The organism is Microcoleus sp. B13-B6 (assembly GCF_036705405.1).
Lineage (GTDB): Bacteria > Cyanobacteriota > Cyanobacteriia > Cyanobacteriales > Microcoleaceae > Microcoleus.
In genome coordinates this window covers 59,525-80,030 of record NZ_JAUBUJ010000012.1, presented here as the reverse complement: position 1 = coordinate 80,030, position 20,506 = coordinate 59,525, and the positions used below count along the sequence as shown (strand labels likewise).

Here is a 20,506-nt window from a genome sequence, read left to right as displayed (position 1 = left end):
GCCGAACGTCCGAAGATTTTCTGAGACAAAAAAACACCAACGCTCGCCAAATATCTCCCCGCCAGAGCCTAAGAGTAAAATTTGGCAATTCCGAGAAAAAAACACTTTGAAACAGCTTAGGTAATAGGTAATCGGCGAGCGGTAATAGCGAATAAGTAATCGGCAATACAAAAGTCTAAAATTAAAAGATAAAAGCGAGAATTTTTAACTTTTAACTTGACAAAAAACCAATTACTATCTATTAATTATGAATTGCCAATTAGGACGAATTGCTTGTTGCCAACTACCCGTCACCCGTAATTGATAAATGGATTTGTTAGAGTACCAAGCTAAATCTTTATTTCGCCAGATGGCAATTCCGATTTTGCCGTCGCAGCGGATTGACAATCCCGCCGACCTCAAAGGACTGAAAATTCCTTACCCCGTTGTACTCAAATCGCAAGTGCGGGCTGGGGGACGGGGCCGGGCGGGCGGTATCAAGTTTGTGGAAAATACGATCGATGCAGTAGCAGCCGCTCAAACAATTTTTAATTTGCCGATCGAGGATGAATATCCCCAAGTCCTGCTGGCAGAAGCAAAGTACAACGCCGACCAAGAATTGTACTTAGCGGTACTCCTAGACCCCGTAGCGCGCCGCCCGGTGCTTCTGGGTTCGAGCCAAGGAGGTATGGATGTCGAAGGGTCGATCGAGCAAATGCAGCAAGTTGCCGTAGATCAAGAATTTTCCCCATTCTACGCGAGGCGTCTCGCGCTGAAAATGGGATTGCAGGGAGACTTGATTCAATCGGTGAGCACCATTGTCGAAAAAATGTACCGGCTGTTTGTCGAAAAAGATTTAGACCTAGTAGAAATCAATCCTCTCGGCATCAGTCCAAGGGGAGAGGTAATGGCTTTAGACGGTAAAGTCACCGCCAACGACGATGCCTTGGGACGACATCCAGATTTGGCCGCACTATCGGGAAAGAGGCAAAGCAGCGGGTTGGCACGGGAAAGAAGAAGTCCCCATGCCTCTGGCGATCGCTCCCATTCCCAGTCCAAGGTTCAGCACTTGCCGGAGTTTGACCCCAAATTTAAATCCCCAATCTCGAATTCCGAATCCCTGCAATTAATCGAACTAGACGGGAATATCGCGATTTTGTGCAACGGAGTGGGCCTGACAATGGCAACTTTAGATGCTGTAACCCACCAAGGAGGAAAACCAGCTAATTTTGTGAATATTGGTTCCCTAGACCGCTACTATGCAGCAAATGCCCTGCGCGATCGCGCGGAGTTGGGTCTGGAGTTAGTCGCTCAGGATAAAAGCGTTAAGGTGATACTTGTAAATATTTTGGGCAGCGCCTCCAAGACCGAGGAAATAATCGCTGCAGTAGCCGGCTATTTGGAACGGAAAGCTCGCGCTAACCGCCACATCCAAGTTGTGCTGCGGCTGGTAGAGATCGATGCTGATGCTGTTAAAAAGCGTTTGGGACAGTTGCCGGTGCAGCTAGCTAGCACTTTGGATGAGGCCGCGGCCGCTTCTGTATCCTCCGCCAAGTAGCGGCAGTCGATCGGCAAAAAACGAGATTTCTGTACAGGTCAATCACCCGGCGCTGCTCGGAGTACCGAGACAGCGCGGGCACAGAAAGAGCCTAGTTGACCAGTCTAAGTGGTTCGCCCACTACGTTTAAGGTAAGCGTTCAAGTACCTACCGGAGGATGCGTGCTAGTCTTCCGCTCTAGAACTTAAAAGTTAAACAGGTGTAAGGGTTAAGCCAGTGCTTTTAAGATAGTTACCGACCTTAAACATTGACGAAGCAAACATTACCCCGTAAGGGAGGACTTAAATGTCTAATTTGGTTTTTGTACTTGATACCAAAAAACGACCGCTCAATCCAATCCGCCCCGGATTGGCACGTAAATTGCTAACTAATGGCAAAGCTGCTGTCTTCAAAAGGTATCCATTCACGCTAATTTTGAAAGTAGAGGTAACAGTACCGCAAAAACCAATCACTCTCAAAATAGATCCTGGCTCTCGAACTACTGGAATTGCGTTAATACAAGGAGAAAACGTAATCTTTGGTGCAGAGCTAACACAGCGAGGACAAGCTATTAAAGCCAGTCTGGAGTCTCGCCGTTCATTGCGTAGAGTCAGGAGAAATCGCCATACCCGCTATCGTCGGGCTAGATTCTCAAACAGGACTCGCCCTAAAGGTTGGTTAGCACCAAGTTTGCAACATCGTGTCGAAACAACACTGACATGGGTGACTAGATTGATGAAACTCGCCCCCATTGCTTCTATTGCTCAAGAGCTTGTCAGATTTGACTTACAGCAATTAGAAAACCCAGAGATTTCTGGAATCGAGTACCAACAAGGCGTTTTGCATGGCTATGAGATCCGCGAGTATTTGTTGAACAAATGGGAGAGAAAATGCGCTTACTGTGGTGAAATAAATATACCATTACAAGTCGAGCACATTCATCCCAAAGCCAAAGGCGGAGCTAATGGCATTTCTAATCTTTGCCTTGCTTGCGATGCTTGCAACAAAAAGAAAGGTACTCAAGATGTTGAGCAATTATTGTCTAAAAAGCCAGAGATTTTGAAGCGGATTCTATCTCAAGCAAAACGTCCGTTAAAAGACGCAGCAGCCGTTAACTCAACTCGTTGGACATTATTTAATCGACTCCGTACAACTGGCTTGCCTGTTTCTACAGGTAGTGGTGGCTTAACGAAGTTCAACCGCATTCAATTAAATTTACCTAAAACTCATTGGCTAGATGCAGCTTGTATCGGAAAGGTTGAGTCATTGAATATTTTAACAAGCAAGCCACTATCGATCAAAGCAACTGGTCACGGGACACGTCAAAGGTGCCGCACTGGTAAATTCGGCTTTCCATCTCGCTATGTTCCCCGGTTTAAGTTTGTTAAAGGTTTTCAAACGGGAGATATTGTCAAAGCGATTGTAACCTCTGGCAAGAAAATTGGTACATACGTTGGACGTGTTGCCGTAAGAACCAGTGGCTCATTCAATATTTCCGCCTCAGAATTAGTGTCAGGGATTAGCCACAAATATTGTTCAGTTATTCACAGAAAAGATGGTTATTCGTATGCAGCATAAACCTGGCCCCCCTTTTCCTCTCGCCGGTGACCTGGGTACAGGTACAGCGGGAGTCTCCAAGGGGGAAGAAAGATGAATTTAACTCCTGAAAGCAAAGTCCTAATACAGGGCATTACAGAATCTCCCGCGTCCACCCGCGCCGCCCTGATGATGAAAGCATACGGCACGAATGTAGTCGCCGGTGTCAGTCCCGGTCGGGGGGGGCAGGAAGTGGAGGGAATTCCGATTTTTGATTTGGTAGAACAAGCAGTGGCGGCAGTGGGTCACGTTGACACTGCGGTAATTTTGGTAGACGCTTACTCGGTGCTGGATGCGGCTCTAGAAGCGATCGCCGGAGGAATTCGGCAAATCGCGATCGTCACTGGGGGAGTGCCTCCTCTGGATATGGTGCGCTTAGTCAGAAAAGCAGAAGCCACCGAAACTTTGGTAATCGGGCCCAACAGTCCGGGGATTATTGTGCCCGACAAACTGCTGCTGGGAACTCACCCCAAGGAATTTTACACTCCCGGCCCGGTGGGAGTAATCAGCCGCAGCAGCACTTTGACTTACGAAGTTGCCCTAGAACTGACGGAGGCTGGGTTGGGACAGTCGATGGCGGTTTGTATTGGCTGCGACGCGATTGTCGGTTCTTCTTTTATGCAGTGGCTGCAAATTTTGGACGAAGACGACAGTACGGAAGCGATGGTTTTGGTCGGGGAAGTTGGCGGGTGGAGTGAACAAGCTGCTGCTTCTTACATCGCCTCGGCGATCGACAAACCCGTGGTTGCTTATCTGGCCGGCCGCTACGCTCCCAAGGGGCCGTCTTTGGGCCACGCCGGCATCCTGATCAGTTCTCGCGCGGCTGCCCAGAAAGCCTTTGGAGTTTCGGCCCCAAACAAAATGGCTGCCTTTGAAGAGGCGGACATACCTGTGGCGGCTCGACCTTCAGAGATTCCTAAGTTACTCAAAAAATTGCTCAAGAAAAATTGATTGCTTTGGAGTTTCCACAAAAGTCCTAACCCTCTTGAGGGTTGGGATAGGGGTAGGGCGGGGGCGGGTTTGCTCTCATATCATTTCCGGTTACACTCATACATGATGTTGACGGTTGACTGTTGACGCCGTGAACAGTCAACCGTCAACAGTGAACAGTCAACAGTGAACAGTGAACTCGGATTTACTATTCCGAGGCTAACCGATTTGATCTCAAAAGTGTCTGCAGAATGCCACAAAAGCCGCTTCAACCCGCCTTTAGGACATTTTTATGATTTTTTTACCAAAGCCCTCTGACAGGCGTCACCGGCTGCGGTGCGGGTGCTGGCAAGGGGGCGGCGCGGCGCGGCGCTGGAGGCGGAGTTGTTGGCTGCACGCTGCGGCGAGGTTCGATCGGACTTTCGGTGGGAGTTGTTTCAGTTGTGCGAGTTGTCGATCGCGTCACATCTTCAAGCAGGCTTCGCAGAGTTCCGGCTATACTCTGAACTTTCCCAACAGTGGTGCGAAGGCTGGCAACATCTACGTAAACCTCGTTAAGAGGATACTTTTTCAGGATTTCCAGCAGCGATACCTTACCGTCGTCCCCGGCAGCCAGGATCACCGCTGCCCGCAAAGCTTTCCCGCTTTCTGTGCGGCGCTGAGTCCGAATTGCTTGACCGATGTCGTCAGTGATTTTTTCTCCGGGAGTGCTGTAAACTACCCTCGCCAGATTAGCAGGCTTTAAACCAATTTCTAAACCCATGAACCCCCGCAGCATTTGCGCGTCCATTTTGGAGAACCGGATAATTTGTTGGAGGGTTGGCGTCGTCGTGCCGTTTTTAGCAAAGTCTTCTAAGTCGCTGATATTGATGCCTTGTCTGATCGGGCCAAATGTGAGGACAACTTTTTCGGCCCCTAATGCTCTACTGCTGCTAGATAATATGCTCCCGCTTGCTCCTAAAAGTAGGGCAATGCCGATCGATACAAATTTTGTTAATTTCATATTCACCGCTAGATTAAAATTATTTTTTCGAGATTTGTACATTTTTGTACATTATAGATGCAGCAGTTATATTCTACAATGTCGCCCGTGTAATTTGTGCCCGCGTCACACCCACCATCTCGACCGAGACTTTTTTTCGTTCTTGACTTTAAAAATAAGTTACCACATCTGCAGAAATCTGTTCGCTTCTATTCCTTCTGCCTTCTACCTTCTACATCTGCAGCCTTCTATATCACAGTGTCTTCCGCCTTCTACATAAGTGCCTTATAAAAATTCTAGGAACCGCCCTGACGGGGAGGACTTTCTTAATTGCACAAACATAAGGGTTCGATTGCTTCTTCTTTCTCTCTTAGACAACTAAATCCCTCTTCCTTCTTCCGACTTCCTTCTTCCGACTTCCTTCTTCCTTCTTCCTTCTTCCGACTTCCTTCTTCCGACTTCCTTCTTCCGACTTCCTTCTTCCGACTTCCATCGGACTGACATCCGTTACATCCGTTACATCCGTTACATAATCCGTTGCCGAACTTCCTTCTTCCTTCTTCCCTCTTCCTTCTTCCCTCTTCCCTCTTCCTTCTTCCCTCTTGCTTCTGCTATATGTTGAAAACCAAGCGCAAATCCAAGAAATCCAAACACAATCACAGCGAAAAAACCACAGCGCTCAGCAAAAAAGAAGTAACTGCACAAAAACGCAAAATTTCCCAAAAGCGCAATGAATTGGTGCAGGCGATCGCCATAAGCTGCTTAGTCAGCGTTGCTCTCAGCATTCCCCTGTTGTTCGTAGCCCGCCCTAAGATTGCTATTGCAGGAGGCGCCGCCGCAGCCATCTTGCTGCTTTCCTACAAATACCCCCGTCAAGCTTTGTGGACTTTTCTAATTTACCTGCCTTTCAGCGGTACAATTACCTACGCAGTTGGCGGCGGGAATGCTGCATTTCAAGTAGCCAAAGATGCTTTCTACATACCAGCCCTCATCGGCCTAATTCAAAGCTGCAAAAAGAAACAGTTGCCCATGTTCATTCCCAAACAAATGCTTTCTACCTTCAGCATCCTGTTGATGATGGCAATGCTGACTTTAATTTTTGTCAACGGGGAGATGCAGCTCAACCCTAGGGCGGGCGACAAACCAATTCTGCAAGGAATTCTCGGATTAAAAGTATTGATAGGTTACATACCGCTGATTGCTTGTACCTATTATCTGCTCCGCACTAAGAAGGATTTGGTATTTTTTAGTCGAATGCACATCGTTTTGGCGATCGTTTGCTGCCTTCTCGGTTTGATTCAGTACCTGTTGCTGCAAAGTGGAAAGTGTGCCGGAACCCGAGGAATGACCGGAGCAGAATTATATAAAGCAACGCTGCAAGCTAGATGTTTTGTCGGCGGTTCTTTGGTGTTCAGTCCAGAAGTCAAGATGGTCCGCTTGCCGGGAACTTTTGTCGCGCCTTGGCAGTGGGCCTGGTTTTTAATTTCTAATGCTTTTTTAACCTTTGCCTCTGCCTTTTGCGATCCTTCATTCTGGTGGCGAGTTATCGGTTTATTGGGCATGGCATTAGTATTTGCCAATGCAGTTATTTCCGGTCAAAGAGCTGCTTTAGTTATGGTTCCCCTTGCTACAGCAATCCTGCTAGTTCTCACCGGTCAATTAGTTAATTTAAAACGATTTATTCCCATCGGTGCAGGACTGGCGATTCTGCTGTTTGTCGGTGCAGCTATTAACCCGGGAATTGTCGAGCAGCGGTGGGAGAGTTTTCTTAGTCGCTGGAATGCTGCACCGCCCCAGCAGTTTCTCTTTAATCAGTTCGAGCAAAGCCACAATTTTATCATTGACAAACCTCTCGGTAAAGGTGTGGGACGAGCGACTAATTCAACGCGAATATTTGGTACCACGCAGCTAATTGAAACTTTCCAACCTAAGTTAATCTACGAACTCGGTTATCCGGGAATGATTAGTTTTCAGATCATGCTTTTACACTTAGCTTTTCTAACTTTTAGAGCTTACCGATCAGTCAAGGACAAAAGTTTGCGGAGTTACGGAGCTAGTTTTTGGGTGTTTGTTGCATTTATTACGATCAATACTCAATACTATCCGCTGGATGTAGATCCAGTGTCCGTGTATTATTGGGTTTTAGCTGGGGCGATTTTAAAGTTGCCCAAAATTGATAAACAGGTGCAGGATGAAAAACATCAGGAAGTTGAGTCAAATGAATTGCAAGTTCACCAGGCATTAAATGAGAAAAAAATTATTGCATCTTCCCCAATTTGAGAAGAGTTTTGAGTGTTGAGTTTGGTGGATTCTTTCTTGTTCAGTAACCTGCTTTCGCTCCGGGGTAATGCCAATATAGCCCAATACGCTTGGGCCCGTGGAAAATTGTAGCGAAAATGTTGGGCGGAGTGAAACGGAGGGTTCGTTCCACTCCGCCCAACCTACGCACGATCGGTTTTTTTAACACTAACCCAAGCGTATTGCAATATAGCAATCCTCGCATCAGTTGTAAAAATATGTAGCGGTAGTGCTAAGAGACTGTTGGCGAATTAAAAAAGGGTGAAACCAAACATCCCATAATCATGGAAAAAAACTATGATGAGGCAGAGGGAAAAAGAGCAGAAAAACGAGAGACACGGGTCAAGCCAATCGGAATGTGGCGCCAAAATGCCCACATTCTTGACAGATTCATGGCAGCAGCAGTCATAATATGTTGTAGACGAGTTTTGGCAAGACCCATGTAACGAGCGTTACGCAAACCAAAAACACGAATTCCTTGAGACAGAGAGCTTTCAACACCAGCCCGTAGGGCATAACGCTGTTTAAACTCCTGGGTATGTTGTCTAGCCCTAGCTTTGGCTAGAGCTTCGTAAAGAGGTTGAGGTTTGAGAGTCAGAACACGAGCCTGTGCCGGCGAATGAGTACATTGAGAGCGAACAGGACAACCAGCACAATCGGGGCGACGAAAGCGCACTTGAATGACCGGATTGCCATAGTTATCCGAGCGTTGATGCCAGGATTTGCTGATGTGGCCTTGGGGACAAGTAGCATGGCGATGCTCCCAATCAACGGTAAAACAAGAAAGCTCAAAGCCCAGCTTAGCTTTTTCTTGCCAACTAGAGTCAGAGGGTACAGGGCCAAGGAGTTCAATACCTAATTGTGTCTCGCTGGTGAGCAAGTGTTGAGCATCAACATAAGCAGTATCGACAATATGTTCTTGTGGTAACAGGTGTTTATCAGCTAAAGCTTGATGAATCACATGAGTCATTTCGACATCTCCGATGGTTGCGGGTGTCGTTTCAACATTGGTAATTAAATGAGGCAAATCTCGATCGCAAGTTTCTGTAAGATGTACTGTATAACCTGTCCAATTAGTATCTCTTTTTGTCCGATTGCGAGCTTCGGTATCATAGGGGGAAGTAATTAACTGCTTGTGGGGCGGTAAATTATCAGCTTCTCGCCAATAAACTTTGCCTCCCGACCACCCATATTGCTGTATCCAGACACAGCGTAAAATTTCTACCGCTTAGAGACAAAGCGCAACCATTCAGGACTCAAGGGATCATATAAAGCTGACAACAAGTGATGACCATCACAGCCAATAGTCAATACCAAGCTTTGTTTTTCAGTTTCAGATTGCGGCAAGCGATATTGCTCAAATCTCGTGCCATAACGCTCAGACCAATCCTGATTGACTACTGTTAATAACCATTCATCGGCAACAGTTGCTAACTGATTTAAAGCATGACGTAAAGTTTCTCCAACGCATTCGAGGCGGTTCATTTTACGGATGGCTCCGATGACATGGGTGGAGTCAGTTCTGGCTTTACCCCTGGCTTTGAGCCATCCCCTATCTTGAAAATGTGCTAGCATTTTATCAAGTAATTGACTTTCACGTCCCGCAGCAATTAACCGACTTCTCCATTCACTTAAAACTGAATAATTAAAACCGCTATCAGTAATTTCTAATCCCAGAGCATACTTCCAGTCAATACGACTTCTGACCGCTTCTGCTGCTTGTCGGTCAGTCAATCCCTCGGCAAATTGCATGACACTGATTAATGCTAATTGTCCAGGTGATAACGCACTTTGACCGCAGTCGGCTCGAAACAAGGTTACAAAGTCACTATCACAGTACAACACTCCGAGTTCATCGCGCATTTTCATATATGGGTTTCCTTTGGGAAATGAGGTTCGTGCTATAGAAGCGGTCATTTCTGGAATCGATGACCAGTCGCGGAGGTGAAGAGTCATAATAAATGATTTAATATGGTGTCTCATTACACCATCATTCTGGCTATTCAGGACGGCAAGGTGTGAGGGGTCAAACCCCTTAGACATTCGCCAACAGTCTCTGCTAAGAGTGCCTACCCCAGTCAAGGCGGGGCAACCGGGCGTGGGTTTTGCCCCTACAAGAATTACACAAATCATTTAGGATTGCTATATAGCCCGCCCTTCTGGGTTTATCTGTGCTAAAACCCACCCCTACAGCATATTGTGGCTCTTAACTTTACTACGGTTGCCAAACCGGATTGCTAGCATTCAAATCCTTGTCGTTTGTCAATTTAGTCAAGGCCGAACCGTCCCGATTAATTACATACAAGTTGCTTTGGTCTCCTTGGATTTCGTTAAATATAAAAGCGATTTGCTGGCTGTCTGTAGACCAAGCTAATTCTGAAATTCCCGACGGTTTTAGCCGAGGAGCGAGTTGATTTAGCTGGTTCCCGTCAGCCTTGATTGTGTAGAGTTTTTGATTGTTGAACTCTCCGGTGACGAAAGCAATAAAATTGCCATCCGGCGACCACGAAAATTCGTCGTAGTTTCTGGGTTTTTGGGTGAGATTCTTTGCTGTGCCCCGGTTAATGTCGAGCAGGTAAATATCTTGCTGTTCGCCTGATGAATCGCCGGGTTTATTGTAATAGTAAGCAATGCGGCTGCTGTCGGGCGACCAAAATAGTTTGACGTTGTAAACCTCATTTTGCGGGTTGTTTGTCAAATTTTTGATGTGGGTCCCATCGGCATTAATTGTGTAAATTTGCTGTTTCGGATAAGCGCCGAACAGGAAAGCAATTTTTGTGCGATCGGGCGACCAAACAAGTTCACTTCCGCCGGATACATATTCGCCGGCAATTTTAGTTAGTTTGGTCATTTCCGAACCGTCGGCATTCATTTTGTAGATATTTTTATCCTTGACAAATACTACCTGCTGGCCGTCCGGTGAAAGGTAAAATTCCGATGAAATTTCTGTTTTAGGTGGCTCTCCTCCTACTTCCCAATTCCGAACTAATTTACTTCCTTTAATGCCAGAAGTGTCGCTTATATAAAGTGACTCACTGCCGGGAGTATCAGAGGTAAAACCGTTGCAAGAACGGGCAAAAACAAGTTTCTGGCTGTTGGAAAACCAAGCTATTTCAAAATGAGCTGCTTTGCAACCAGCCTCAGCAAACTGTTTAGTTAGTCGAGAACCGTCAGCATTGACTGTATAGATGTCGCTGTATCCGCCAACGAAAGCCAGTCGCTGGCCGTTGGGCGACCACACTAGGGGAGCGATAACATCTATATTAGGTGTAAGTTCGCGGCGAGCCCAACTGGTAGCATTGACCGCAAATAAAGGGGATCTGTTCTCGCTGCCACGCATCTGGAGGGCGGTAAACGCTAGTATCCTTGGTTTTTGGGCTGCGGTTGGGGGAGGGCTGTGAAGGCTCAAAAACAAGCTGATTAAGAGTGTTAGTGAAAATATGCCGATCGCACTTATCGGCCATAATTTATTGAAGCTGAAAAGTTGCAGAATTTGCCACAAGCTTTTCAGGGGCGGCCAAGATGCCCAACCCCTACTCCCCACACTCAACTGAAAATCTTGTGGAACAAGCTTTTGTGGAACGGGCATCTTGCCTGTTCCATATCCCAGGGGGAAATGCAAGTTAAAACGCATTTTATCGATTCCTCTGCTAATTTTCAAAGTGTTTGTCTGTCGATATGCCGCGACAGCCTCAAACTCTGTTTAATTCTGCCAATAATTAGCTCGAACATTTTTTTGCGAGACGGATTCTTGCTGCTGGGCGGCATCCCTAACTCGCAACACATCAAGTTCAAGTCAGTTGCACTCATTGCCAACAACTTTTGCCTCACCTCTTCTTCATTACCATTCTTAGCTTGTAAACGCAGTTCTTCATAAACTTCTAGAACATTGGCAGCCGATAAATTAGCAGGTTTATTAACATCAGCACCCGTGGGAATATCCGAAGTTTTTGAGCCAGCAGAAATCACTCCCCGCTTGACTTGAGTCTCAAGCCGGGTTAATTTTCGAGCAACGTCCCGCAAGATTTCCTTAAGTTCGCCAATTTCCTCAACCAACCCCCCGCTTTCTTGTTGGGAAGCCGCCAAAATTTCTTTTTTACTCATTTCAGATACTCCTCACACTCGCGCCATAGTTTTTCAAATTCTCTAACTAATTCTCGCGGCAGTTCTCCCTCATTTATCGCCCGTTTTAGCCCGACGCTTTCGCGAATCGTCGATTCTAAAAATCTAACTTCTATGTTATTATCTTTTGATATCTCATCGCAAAGTCTCTTTACTTCTCTCATGTAAAACTGAACTTCATTTGTCAGCAATCCTCCATAGGTTTTAGCTTTATTCATAAAGACTGCTATCTTGGGAAACGGATAAGGCTCAATCCGTTTCTGAAGCGAGTTTAAAACTAAACTCAATCCCCTAGAACCAAAATAATCGGGATTGACGGGAATTAATATTAAGTCGCAGCAAGAGAGTACGCTGTAGGTGAGGAGACTGAAGGAAGGCGAACAGTCAAAAAGCATCAAGTCGTATTTGGGGAGATTGGCAGAGTTGGCGATTTTGCCGATGAATCTGCGGATGAAGTCTTTAACACTTTTCCCCTCAAATCCATCGATATCCAACCAATACAATTCTTCAACTGAAGGGACAAAATGCAACTGTTCGTCAATCTGATAAATGGTGTCGAAACCAACGGGAAATTTAAAATTCTGTCCGGCTTTTTTAAAGACTTCTAGAGCGTCGTAAATTGTAAGTCTATGCTTGAGAGATTGTTCGTACCACTTACCAAACTTATCATCTAAATGACCTGTATTTTCGTTAAGTCCGATCGCCTCTGTGAGCGACATTTGCGGATCTAAGTCTAACATCAAGACTTCTAAGTCGGTTCCTTGGGATATAATATTTCCCAGACTCCAAGTGACGGTAGTCTTCCCGACACCGCCTTTGAAGTTGATTACGGCTATTGATTTAGGACTCATGGCTGACTTTGTTTGGATTTTGCTCAAATATAAATTAAAACATATTGTGGCGGTTAGTCGATCGCGCGATCGGGCATGAGAATCCCGATGTGTCGATTGACATAAAAAGCAGACTATGATATAGAAAACTATCATAAAATAAATAGCACCTTATGTCAAATCAACTAACTCATTTGCAAATCAAAAATTTTCGCTCACTAGCAGATGTAAACATTCAAATCAACCCTCTCAACATTATCTTCGGCCCTAATGGAGCTGGAAAAACTACATTACTCGATACCATCTGGTTTGTGCGAGACTGTGCCATCAGGGGTGTTGATTTAGCTTCTTCTGAGAGAGATCATGGGATTGGTCTGCTGTGGGATGGAGCCGATGAGGGGGAAAATATATCAATCAAAATTGTAACCCCATCGGGTGAATACGAAGTTTCATTTGGTTATTCTTCAGGTAGAATCGAACCTTTTGCGGGAGAAAAGCTTTTTTCCAATCATGATAATAAATTGATTGTTCGCATTATAGGCAGTGACAAAGCTCAGGTTTATCGTACAGACCTGCAAGAATTAGAATTCATTACACTTAGAGAACCAGAGAAATTAGCCCTAACCCGATATATAGCATTTGAGAATAGCGAACCCGCTGCCTCTAACATAGACAACTTATTGCGCGTTGTTCGCAACTATAACTCCCGGTCAGCTTCTTTGTTCAAGATAAAGCGATTTGGTTCAGAATCTGATTCTGGAGAGCGATTACAAGACAGGTGCGAAAATTTATGGTCAGTTTTGCGGAATTTACATGATAAGCGAGTCATTGATGAACGCTACGATACAATCATCAGTTTTATGCAAGAGAGCTTTCCAGCTTTTGATAATCTGTTTTTTGAACAAACAGGTCGATACACAGTCTATGGCAACTTCTTAGAAAAAGGACGGCGCAAACCAATTAGATCATCAGGAGTATCTGACGGTCATCTCCAGATGCTGATTAATCTCACAGCTTTGTTCTCTGAAGGACAGAATCGTTATTCACTAATTTTATTTGATGAGCCTGAAATCTCGCTTCATCCTTGGGCTTTAGCTGTTTTTGCTAAAGCTGTAAAACTCGCTACTGAAAAATGGAATAAGCAGGTTTTTATTGCGACTCATTCACCTGTATTAATTAGTCAATTTGAACCAGAAAATATTTTGACTGCGGAACTTGACAAGGAAGGAAAAACCGTCCTCAAAAGGATCAGTGAGATAGAAGGTATTCAAGATTTACTAGAAGAATATGCTACTGGATCGCTATATATGGCTGAGATGATTGCGCCTCAAAGTAAATCTGCATTAGAGGTAGCAAGTTAATGAAGAGTCACGATACTACGAGTGACCAGCACTGTTATTTTTTCAAGTTTGGATTGCTGGTAACAGGAAAAACGGAAGAGGAACACATTCCCAAGTTATTTAGAACTCTGATGGAATTGGGTATTTGCTATTTTGAAGTTATTCGCAAGGTTGAGCAGCTAGGCGTAAGAACTTCAGAGAAAAACCTTGAGATGGTTGGAAGTGGTAAAAAGATTCCTAATAATGATGTTGTAAGAATTGGATTCCCAGCGAGAGATTACTTAAAAGATCCATGTACTTATGTCCTGCTATTGGATGACCTAGAACACAATCGAACCGATCAAGCACAACAAATTTTTGAGAGATACCGAAATGCACTTGATCCTATTTTGCGCGACAAAAAACACCGTGCTTCAGTTCACTTTTTAGTGAATATGCTAGAGGCATACTACTTCGCTGATGCTGCTACCGTCAATGCAGTGTTAGGAACCAGCTTAAACGATTACGAGGGAGATGTGGAAACGATTCGCCATCCCAAAGGTGAACTAAAACAGATATATTCGGGATTTAATGAAAAGGAACACGGCGGCCGAATTCTCGATAGACTTGATCTTGAAAAGGTTTTATCTAATCCGAATACTTGTGCTTCTCTGAGAACCTTATTTGCATGGTGTTTAAAGGCTTTGGGGCAAATAGCTACCGATAAATATCAGCTTTCAAGTGGAGAATTAAGTAAAATAACCAAAGCACAATTGGATAATATTTAATTTTTTAAGTTCTGGCAGGTTTTTACGGCAGATAAAATTTAAGGTGCACATTGTGCACCCTACAAGCTTTTTTAGCGTTTCACCAGTAAGGTGCACATTGTGCACCCTACAAGTTGTTTTAGCGTTTTACCAACTTCTTAGAAACCTTCCGCAAGCGAATGGATTTCGGTGTTACTTCAACCAATTCATCCTGCCCGATGTACTCCAAAGCGCGTTCCAAACTCATATCGACTGGTGCTTGCAATTGCGCCAATTCTTCACCGCCAGATGCGCGGTGGTTTGTCAACTGCTTCGACTTGCAAATATTCAGCTCCATGTCTTCATCTCGGTTGTTTTCTCCGATAATCATCCCTCTGTAAACCTTGGTTCCGGGGGTAATGAAAAACACGCCGCGGTCTTCAGCATTTTTCAGTGAATAAGTAGTTGCAACTCCTTCTTCAAAGGAAATCAATACTCCGTTGCGACGGGCGACAATTTCTCCACCCAGGGGGCGATAGTCGAGGAAGCTGTGGTTCATAATTCCAGCGCCGCGAGTCAACCGCATGAACTCGCCTCGGAATCCAATCAAACCGCGAGCGGGGACTGAAAATTCGATTTGGGTGCGACCGGTGCTGCTGACGTGCATATCTTGCATTTCTGCTTTCCGCTGACCGAGGCGTTCGATGCAGCCGCCGACTGCTTCTTCGGGTACGTCTAACACCAAACATTCAAAAGGTTCGCAGGGACGACCGCCGACTTCGCGGAAGATTACTTGCGGTTGGGATACTTGAAATTCGTATCCTTCGCGACGCATATTTTCGATCAGGATTCCGAGGTGGAGTTCGCCACGGCCGGATACGAGGAATTTGTCGGGAGAGTCGGTTTCTTCGACGCGCAAGGCGACGTTGGTTTGGAGTTCTCGCATCAGCCGATCGCGAATTTGCCGCGATGTTACCAAACTACCTTCTTGACCGCAGAACGGCGAATCGTTCACGGAGAAAGTCATCTGCAAAGTCGGTTCGTCTACTTTGATTAAAGGCAGCGCTTGCGGGTCGTTCGGACAAGTAATTGTCTCGCCAATATACGCATCAGCAAAACCGGCAACGGCGACAAGATTACCAGCAGTAGATTCTGGGATATCTATCCGCTTCAGGCCTTCAAAGCCCATCAATTTGGTAATTTTTGATTTGACAAGCGCGCCGCTTTCTGTGATCAAGACTGCTTGTTGACCAACTCTAATTGTGCCATTGTGGATGCGACCGATGACGATGCGACCGACGTATTCTGAGTAATCTAAGGTGGTTACTTGCAGTTGCAGCGGCTTGTTGGGGTCGCCTACGGGGGGTGGTACGTGGTCGAGGATTTCTTCAAAGAGGGGCTTCATATCTACCCCTTCGTCTTCGAGGTGTTTTTTGGCGTAACCGCTTAAGCCGGAACCGAAGAGATAGGGAAATTCGCACTGATCGTCGTCAGCACCTAGTTCGAGGAACAGATCCAAAACTTTATCGACGGCTTTGTGGGGGTCTGCTCGATCGCGATCGATCTTATTCACAAAGACGATCGGGCGCAGTCCTTTTTCTAGGGCTTTTTTGAGCACGAACCGCGTTTGCGGCATCGGGCCTTCGTTGGCGTCTACGATCAGCAGACAGCCGTCAACCATGCCGAGAACTCGTTCGACTTCTCCGCCGAAGTCCGCGTGTCCGGGGGTATCGACGATGTTGATCAGGGTTTCTCCGTACCTGACGGCGGTGTTTTTGGAAAGGATGGTAATGCCACGTTCGCGCTCGATGTCGTTGGAGTCCATGACGCAATCTGGGATTTCTTCCCCTTCGCGGAAGATCCCGGACTGTCTGAGGAGAGCGTCCACAAGGGTGGTTTTGCCGTGATCGACGTGAGCAATGATGGCGACGTTGCGAATGGGAAGACTCATAATGCGTCTGGAACGTTAAACGGATCTAACTAAAGATTTCTTAATAATTGTAGCGCATGGAGTCAAGGGCCGATCGGGCGGGGCTGTAAGATTGGAGTGCGATCGTCGCTAGAATCAAGATTATGGAAGCGCAACCGAAAGAAATTGAGCGTTACACTACCCCTGACGGCAGAGTTCCTTTCGATCGGCGATCTTGAGTTGGCCCTGGTGAAGAAGGTTGGATACGGGGCGATCGCCGATATTAAGATGAGGGTGCAAGTACGATCGACTTTATGGAAGTACAACCCAGAGATATTCAGCGTTATATCAGACAAAATGGCACAGTTCCCTTTGCAGAATGGTTTACAACCCTGCGGGATGTTAACGCTAAAATTAGGATTGATAAAAGGCTTCAGCGGGTTAGCGGTGGCAACTTAGGAGACTATCGCTCAGTTGGCGCAGGAGTCTGGGAATTAAGGATTGACTATGGCCCGGGCTACCGAATCTACTTTGGACAAGCGGGAGCTACGATTGTGCTTATCCTGTGCGGTGGAGATAAAAGCACTCAAGACCAAGACATTGTTAAAGCTCAGGAATACTGGAGAGATTATGAAAGACGCCAAAGTGCCGACGAGTGATAGTTATCATTCTTTTAAAATTTCCAATTTCAAAGACCCAAATTATGCTGCTGCTTACCTCTCACTGATCTTTGAAGAAGAGGAAGAAGGCGATTTAGAGATGGGAATAATGCGAAAATCGCTTCGAGATGTATTTGAGGCTCTGGGCGAACCAATTATGTCTGATGAGGAGGCCTCATTGCATCTGGAAAAATTAGATGTTTTGTTGTCGCAGAATGGAAGCGCCACAATTTATGCTTTGGCTAATTGGCTGAAGGCTTTGGGATTGAAGTTAACGGTTGTGGTTGATGAAGGGGATAAAGGGGAAGAGGAAGATTCTGTTGGTACTGCTGAATTGGCGGAAGTTGGTAATGTTTGATGACTCGCCCATTTCCCAAACATGGCTTTTTAAGTTTTTTTGATTTTAGGGTAGCACTATGTCAGAAACCGAACTAGATTTAGTATCAATAGCCACGAGAGTATTGCAGATTGAAGAAGAGCAAGTTATTCTGAAAAAATATTTAGCCAAACTTAAGAGGCAGTTAGAGGCACAGGAACAGCGATTTAACGATCGCCCTGAACCGCAAATGCTAGAAAGTTTGACGGCTGAAATTGCGTCCCTGCAACAGCCGTGTGATTTGGGAAATGGCGATATGTCTGTCATTGCCGATCGACCGATCGAGCTTGACACCGAGACAGAAAAGCAAAAGTCAGACTTTCAGTATCAGTTAGTATGCGATCGTCCTAACAGTCGCGCTGTGTTGATGGAAGCTTTATCACTAGCTCAAGAGCGGCTGATTATTGTTTGCCCTTGGCTCAATTGTAACAGCATTAATGATGAATTGCTGCAAAAATTTAGAGCGTGTTTGAACCGAGGATGTTTGATAAATATTGGTTGGGGTTATCTGGGAGACAGGCAAAAAATCGGCAAGGGATGGCGCTACAATGCTTTGGCAGATTTGCAAGAATTAGCCAGCGAATATCCAGATAAATTTTGTCTCTCTTTATTGGGAACTCACGAAAACTTTTTAGTCTGTGATTCTAGTTTTGCCATGTTGGGTAGTCATAACTTGCTGACTAACAACGACCAAAGTGCAGAAAAAGAAGTGGGAATTCGCACGACTGACTGCCAAATTGTCAAGCAATTAATTGAGCGATTTGAAAGCAGCGAGGTATTAAATGAGGAGGAGATAGAAAGGCGGTTTGTAGCGAGTTCGGATTACCTGGATCGAGCCGATTATTTGGAAGGATTAGCGGTGGATGCTGAAGATATTGCTTTAGAGGATAGCTGTGAGGATGTGGAGGATGAGTCTGAGGAATGTCGAGAACCTGTTGTTGCCGTTGAGGAGTTTTGGGAGCGTTGCACTCAGGGAGAAAGAGATTTTACAGGGATTAATTTAGCTGGTGCTGATTTGAGCGGAAAGCGTCTAAATTCTGGTGTTAATTTGAGTAAGGCTAATCTGAATAAAGCTAATTTGATTGGTACAACTTGGCAGGCAGTAAATCTTAGTGGGGCAATTTTGAAGGGAGCAGATATGAGGGATGCACGTTTTGATGGCACAAATTTTAGTCAGGCTAATTTATCAATGACTAATCTCTCGAATACAAATTTATCCAGCACCAATCTGCATCAGGCAAACTTAGTCAACGCCAACCTTTCTCAGGCTAATTTATCTAGTGCCAATCTGCATCAAGCCAACTTGGTAAATGCCAACTTGTCTCAGGCTAATTTATCCAGTGCCAATCTGCATCAGGCAAATTTAATCAATGCCAACCTCGCTCAGGCTAATTTACAATCAGCTAAACTAGAAAATGCAAAATTGAGCAAGGCGAGTTTAAGAGGAGCAAAACTAGAAAATGCAAATTTTAGTGAAGCCGATTTGAACGGTGCAAACCTCAGCGGATCTCACGTTAGCCAACATCACACACGACCCAAATTCACAACTGCAAACCTGGCTGAAGCTAACTTGAGCGGGCTATACTTGAGGAAAGTAGACCTAAAAAATGCTGATTTGACAAATGCAAATCTGAGTAATTCTAACCTTTTAGAAGCCAACCTCGATCGAGCAAATCTCAAAGGAGTTCAGCTTCAAGGAGCGATTTACAATGAAGCAACTTTATTTCCTACTGATTTCGATCCCGTGAAAGCGGGCGCTTACTTAATTGCTCCTTATGTATCGCTGCCAAATGTCGATCTAACTGGTAGGGACTTGAGCAGTGTTAACTTGATGGGAGCCAATTTACAAGGTGCTAATTTGATTTCTGCACAATTGAATAGTTCTAATTTGAGAGATGCGAATTTGAGTGGGGCCAAACTTCAGGGAGCAAACCTAGAGGGCACAAATTTGAGCCGATCTAATTTAAGACAAGTTAACTTGAACGATGCAAGATTGTCTCAGGCTGATTTAACCACAGCAGACTTAACTGAAGCTGACTTGCGGCAAGCTGATTTATACGGTGCAAAGCTGGGTGGTGCTGATCTAATTTCAGCAGACATCCGTGCAGCAAGATTAGACTATGCAGACTTATCTGGCGCTAACTTAACGGGTGCAAAAATAGGAGGAGCAAACTTGGGAAATGTTAAACTCACTGGTGCAATTATGCCAGATGGAGCTACTCACGAATAAAATTAGTTAAGGGGTTTGCTAAACAAACTCTACTCAACAAGCGTGAATACACTCTTTCACCACACAATAAATATTCCGCAGCCCCTCTACCTGCAATTCTGACAACCCGTGCTTAATCTTACCTACCAACTTACCCCAGTTGTAGAGTTCTTCCACACCGCGAGACTGCCGAAATTTCCCCTCATAAAAATCTACCCAAAATATCGGTGCTTGATGTTGGCTGCTTCTCCAGCGTTTCCGCCACCGAATGCAATCTTGCAGCGTCGGCGGTTCGACTCCTAAAATTGGCGGCATATCTCCGTAGCTGACAAACCGACTAATCCCAACTCCGACAACGTGGATGACGTAAGCCCAGCAGCGAATGTCCCGAATCTGTTCTGGCTTGACTTTCAAGACTTTGGCAACTGCTTCTTTGGTTACAAAGCGAGAGAGTGGATTTATTTGCTTGGCTTCTGAGTTTTGTTTTGGTATCATGGTTGGTGACTCCGACTTTTTTGGGGTGACTCCGACTTTTGTGGGTGAATGCGACTTGATTTTGGGTGAATCCTACTTTTTGTTGGTGAATCCTACTTTTTGTTGGTGAATCCTACTTTTTGTTGGTGAATGCCAAATTGTCGGTCATTTGAATAAATAGCTGTTCGCTCTTCAGTTTTCGACGCCGGGGGGCGATCGCTATTTATGATGTAAATATTTTAAGGCCAATACTGGCCTATTGTCAAGAAATGGGATTGGTTAAGTTGCGGATTCGAGAGCTGGCTGCCGAGAAGGGTTGGACTTTGACAGAGGTTTCTGAGCGATCGGGAGTTCACTACAGCACGCTTAAGAATTATGCTCGTTCGCCCGGGTTAGCAACGGTTGACGTTACTCATTTGCAAAAATTAGCTCGAACTTTTGACCTGTTGATTGAAGATTTGTTTGAGGTTGTGGAAGATTAGGCCCCGTCCTGCGGTTGCGGTGGTCGGCGCTTTCAATCTCATATATAGGTGAGGTGAA

General features: G+C 45.4%; 17 protein-coding genes and 1 pseudogene. 10 read left to right on the top strand and 8 right to left on the bottom strand.

The window, feature by feature from the left end:
• The first annotated feature begins 307 nt into the window (after window positions 1-307).
• The 3 genes from QUB35_RS07765 (at window position 308) to QUB35_RS07755 (ending at window position 4,063) form a co-directional block, all read left to right on the top strand.
• Window positions 308-1,537, top strand: a complete 1,230-nt coding sequence (locus QUB35_RS07765; protein WP_333140913.1) for a succinate--CoA ligase subunit beta — start codon at window positions 308-310, stop codon at window positions 1,535-1,537.
• Window positions 1,538-1,822: 285 nt separating this feature from the next.
• Complete coding sequence (gene iscB, locus QUB35_RS07760) at window positions 1,823-3,094, top strand: RNA-guided endonuclease IscB (protein ID WP_333140911.1); 1,272 nt, start codon at window positions 1,823-1,825, stop codon at window positions 3,092-3,094.
• A gap of 72 nt (window positions 3,095-3,166) precedes the next feature.
• A complete protein-coding gene (locus tag QUB35_RS07755; protein WP_333140909.1) occupies window positions 3,167-4,063 on the top strand; it encodes a CoA-binding protein in 897 nt (298 codons plus the stop codon).
• 280 nt (window positions 4,064-4,343) lie between these two features.
• On the opposite strand, the gene QUB35_RS07750 is transcribed toward QUB35_RS07755, so the two are convergent.
• Together QUB35_RS07750 and QUB35_RS07745 are read right to left on the bottom strand one after the other, a co-directional pair.
• The gene (locus QUB35_RS07750; RefSeq protein WP_333140907.1) at window positions 4,344-5,045 is read right to left on the bottom strand and encodes an alpha/beta hydrolase; all 702 of its coding nucleotides are present in this window, start codon (window positions 5,043-5,045) and stop codon (window positions 4,344-4,346) included.
• 357 nt (window positions 5,046-5,402) lie between these two features.
• Window positions 5,403-5,528 (bottom strand): hypothetical protein, encoded by a 126-nt coding sequence (locus QUB35_RS07745; protein ID WP_333140905.1) that lies wholly within the window; start codon window positions 5,526-5,528, stop codon window positions 5,403-5,405.
• A 111-nt stretch (window positions 5,529-5,639) separates the two neighbouring features.
• Here QUB35_RS07745 and hpsL point away from each other — a divergent pair, with 111 nt between their 5' ends.
• Window positions 5,640-7,304 carry a hormogonium polysaccharide biosynthesis protein HpsL gene (gene hpsL / locus QUB35_RS07740; protein WP_333140903.1) on the top strand — a complete coding sequence of 555 codons (1,665 nt, stop codon included), beginning with the start codon at window positions 5,640-5,642 and terminating at the stop codon, window positions 7,302-7,304.
• Between the two features lie 313 nt (window positions 7,305-7,617).
• On the opposite strand, the pseudogene QUB35_RS07735 reads toward hpsL, so the two are convergent.
• The 4 genes and pseudogenes from QUB35_RS07735 to QUB35_RS07720 all read right to left on the bottom strand — a co-directional run bounded on the left by QUB35_RS07735 (window position 7,618) and on the right by QUB35_RS07720 (window position 12,295).
• Window positions 7,618-9,278: pseudogene (locus tag QUB35_RS07735) on the bottom strand (IS1182 family transposase).
• Window positions 9,279-9,537: 259 nt separating this feature from the next.
• Complete coding sequence (locus QUB35_RS07730; RefSeq protein ID WP_333140901.1) at window positions 9,538-10,911, bottom strand: DPP IV N-terminal domain-containing protein; 1,374 nt, start codon at window positions 10,909-10,911, stop codon at window positions 9,538-9,540.
• A gap of 68 nt (window positions 10,912-10,979) precedes the next feature.
• Window positions 10,980-11,426: a hypothetical protein gene (locus QUB35_RS07725; protein ID WP_333140899.1), complete on the bottom strand. Its 447-nt coding sequence runs from the start codon at window positions 11,424-11,426 to the stop codon at window positions 10,980-10,982.
• Window positions 11,423-12,295 (bottom strand): ParA family protein, encoded by an 873-nt coding sequence (locus tag QUB35_RS07720; protein ID WP_172192852.1) that lies wholly within the window; start codon window positions 12,293-12,295, stop codon window positions 11,423-11,425. Before QUB35_RS07720 ends, QUB35_RS07725 begins: the two co-directional genes overlap by 4 nt.
• Window positions 12,296-12,447: 152 nt before the next feature.
• On the opposite strand from QUB35_RS07720, the gene QUB35_RS07715 reads away from it, so the two are divergent.
• Both QUB35_RS07715 and QUB35_RS07710 read left to right on the top strand, forming a co-directional pair.
• Window positions 12,448-13,635: an AAA family ATPase gene (locus tag QUB35_RS07715; RefSeq protein WP_333140896.1), complete on the top strand. Its 1,188-nt coding sequence runs from the start codon at window positions 12,448-12,450 to the stop codon at window positions 13,633-13,635.
• Window positions 13,635-14,381 (top strand): DUF4276 family protein, encoded by a 747-nt coding sequence (locus QUB35_RS07710; RefSeq protein WP_333140894.1) that lies wholly within the window; start codon window positions 13,635-13,637, stop codon window positions 14,379-14,381. Before QUB35_RS07715 ends, QUB35_RS07710 begins: the two co-directional genes overlap by 1 nt.
• Window positions 14,382-14,499: 118 nt before the next feature.
• On the opposite strand, the gene typA is transcribed toward QUB35_RS07710, so the two are convergent.
• Window positions 14,500-16,290 carry a translational GTPase TypA gene (gene typA / locus QUB35_RS07705; RefSeq protein ID WP_333140892.1) on the bottom strand — a complete coding sequence of 597 codons (1,791 nt, stop codon included), beginning with the start codon at window positions 16,288-16,290 and terminating at the stop codon, window positions 14,500-14,502.
• Window positions 16,291-16,562: 272 nt separating this feature from the next.
• Here typA and QUB35_RS07700 point away from each other — a divergent pair, with 272 nt between their 5' ends.
• Genes QUB35_RS07700 through QUB35_RS07690 form a run of 3 tightly spaced genes read left to right on the top strand, consistent with a single transcriptional unit; the run spans window position 16,563 to window position 19,513 of the window.
• Complete coding sequence (locus QUB35_RS07700; RefSeq protein WP_333140890.1) at window positions 16,563-16,907, top strand: type II toxin-antitoxin system RelE/ParE family toxin; 345 nt, start codon at window positions 16,563-16,565, stop codon at window positions 16,905-16,907.
• Window positions 16,879-17,265, top strand: a complete 387-nt coding sequence (locus QUB35_RS07695; RefSeq protein ID WP_333140888.1) for a transcriptional regulator — start codon at window positions 16,879-16,881, stop codon at window positions 17,263-17,265. Before QUB35_RS07700 ends, QUB35_RS07695 begins: the two co-directional genes overlap by 29 nt.
• A gap of 58 nt (window positions 17,266-17,323) precedes the next feature.
• A complete protein-coding gene (locus tag QUB35_RS07690) occupies window positions 17,324-19,513 on the top strand; it encodes a pentapeptide repeat-containing protein (RefSeq protein ID WP_333140886.1) in 2,190 nt (729 codons plus the stop codon).
• Window positions 19,514-19,546: 33 nt separating this feature from the next.
• Here the strand turns inward: QUB35_RS07690 and QUB35_RS07685 are convergent, their stop codons facing one another.
• The gene (locus QUB35_RS07685; protein WP_333140884.1) at window positions 19,547-19,987 is read right to left on the bottom strand and encodes a hypothetical protein; all 441 of its coding nucleotides are present in this window, start codon (window positions 19,985-19,987) and stop codon (window positions 19,547-19,549) included.
• A gap of 248 nt (window positions 19,988-20,235) precedes the next feature.
• Between QUB35_RS07685 and QUB35_RS07680 the strand changes: the two genes are divergently transcribed.
• Complete coding sequence (locus tag QUB35_RS07680; RefSeq protein WP_333140882.1) at window positions 20,236-20,448, top strand: helix-turn-helix transcriptional regulator; 213 nt, start codon at window positions 20,236-20,238, stop codon at window positions 20,446-20,448.
• The last annotated feature ends 58 nt before the right edge of the window (window positions 20,449-20,506 follow it).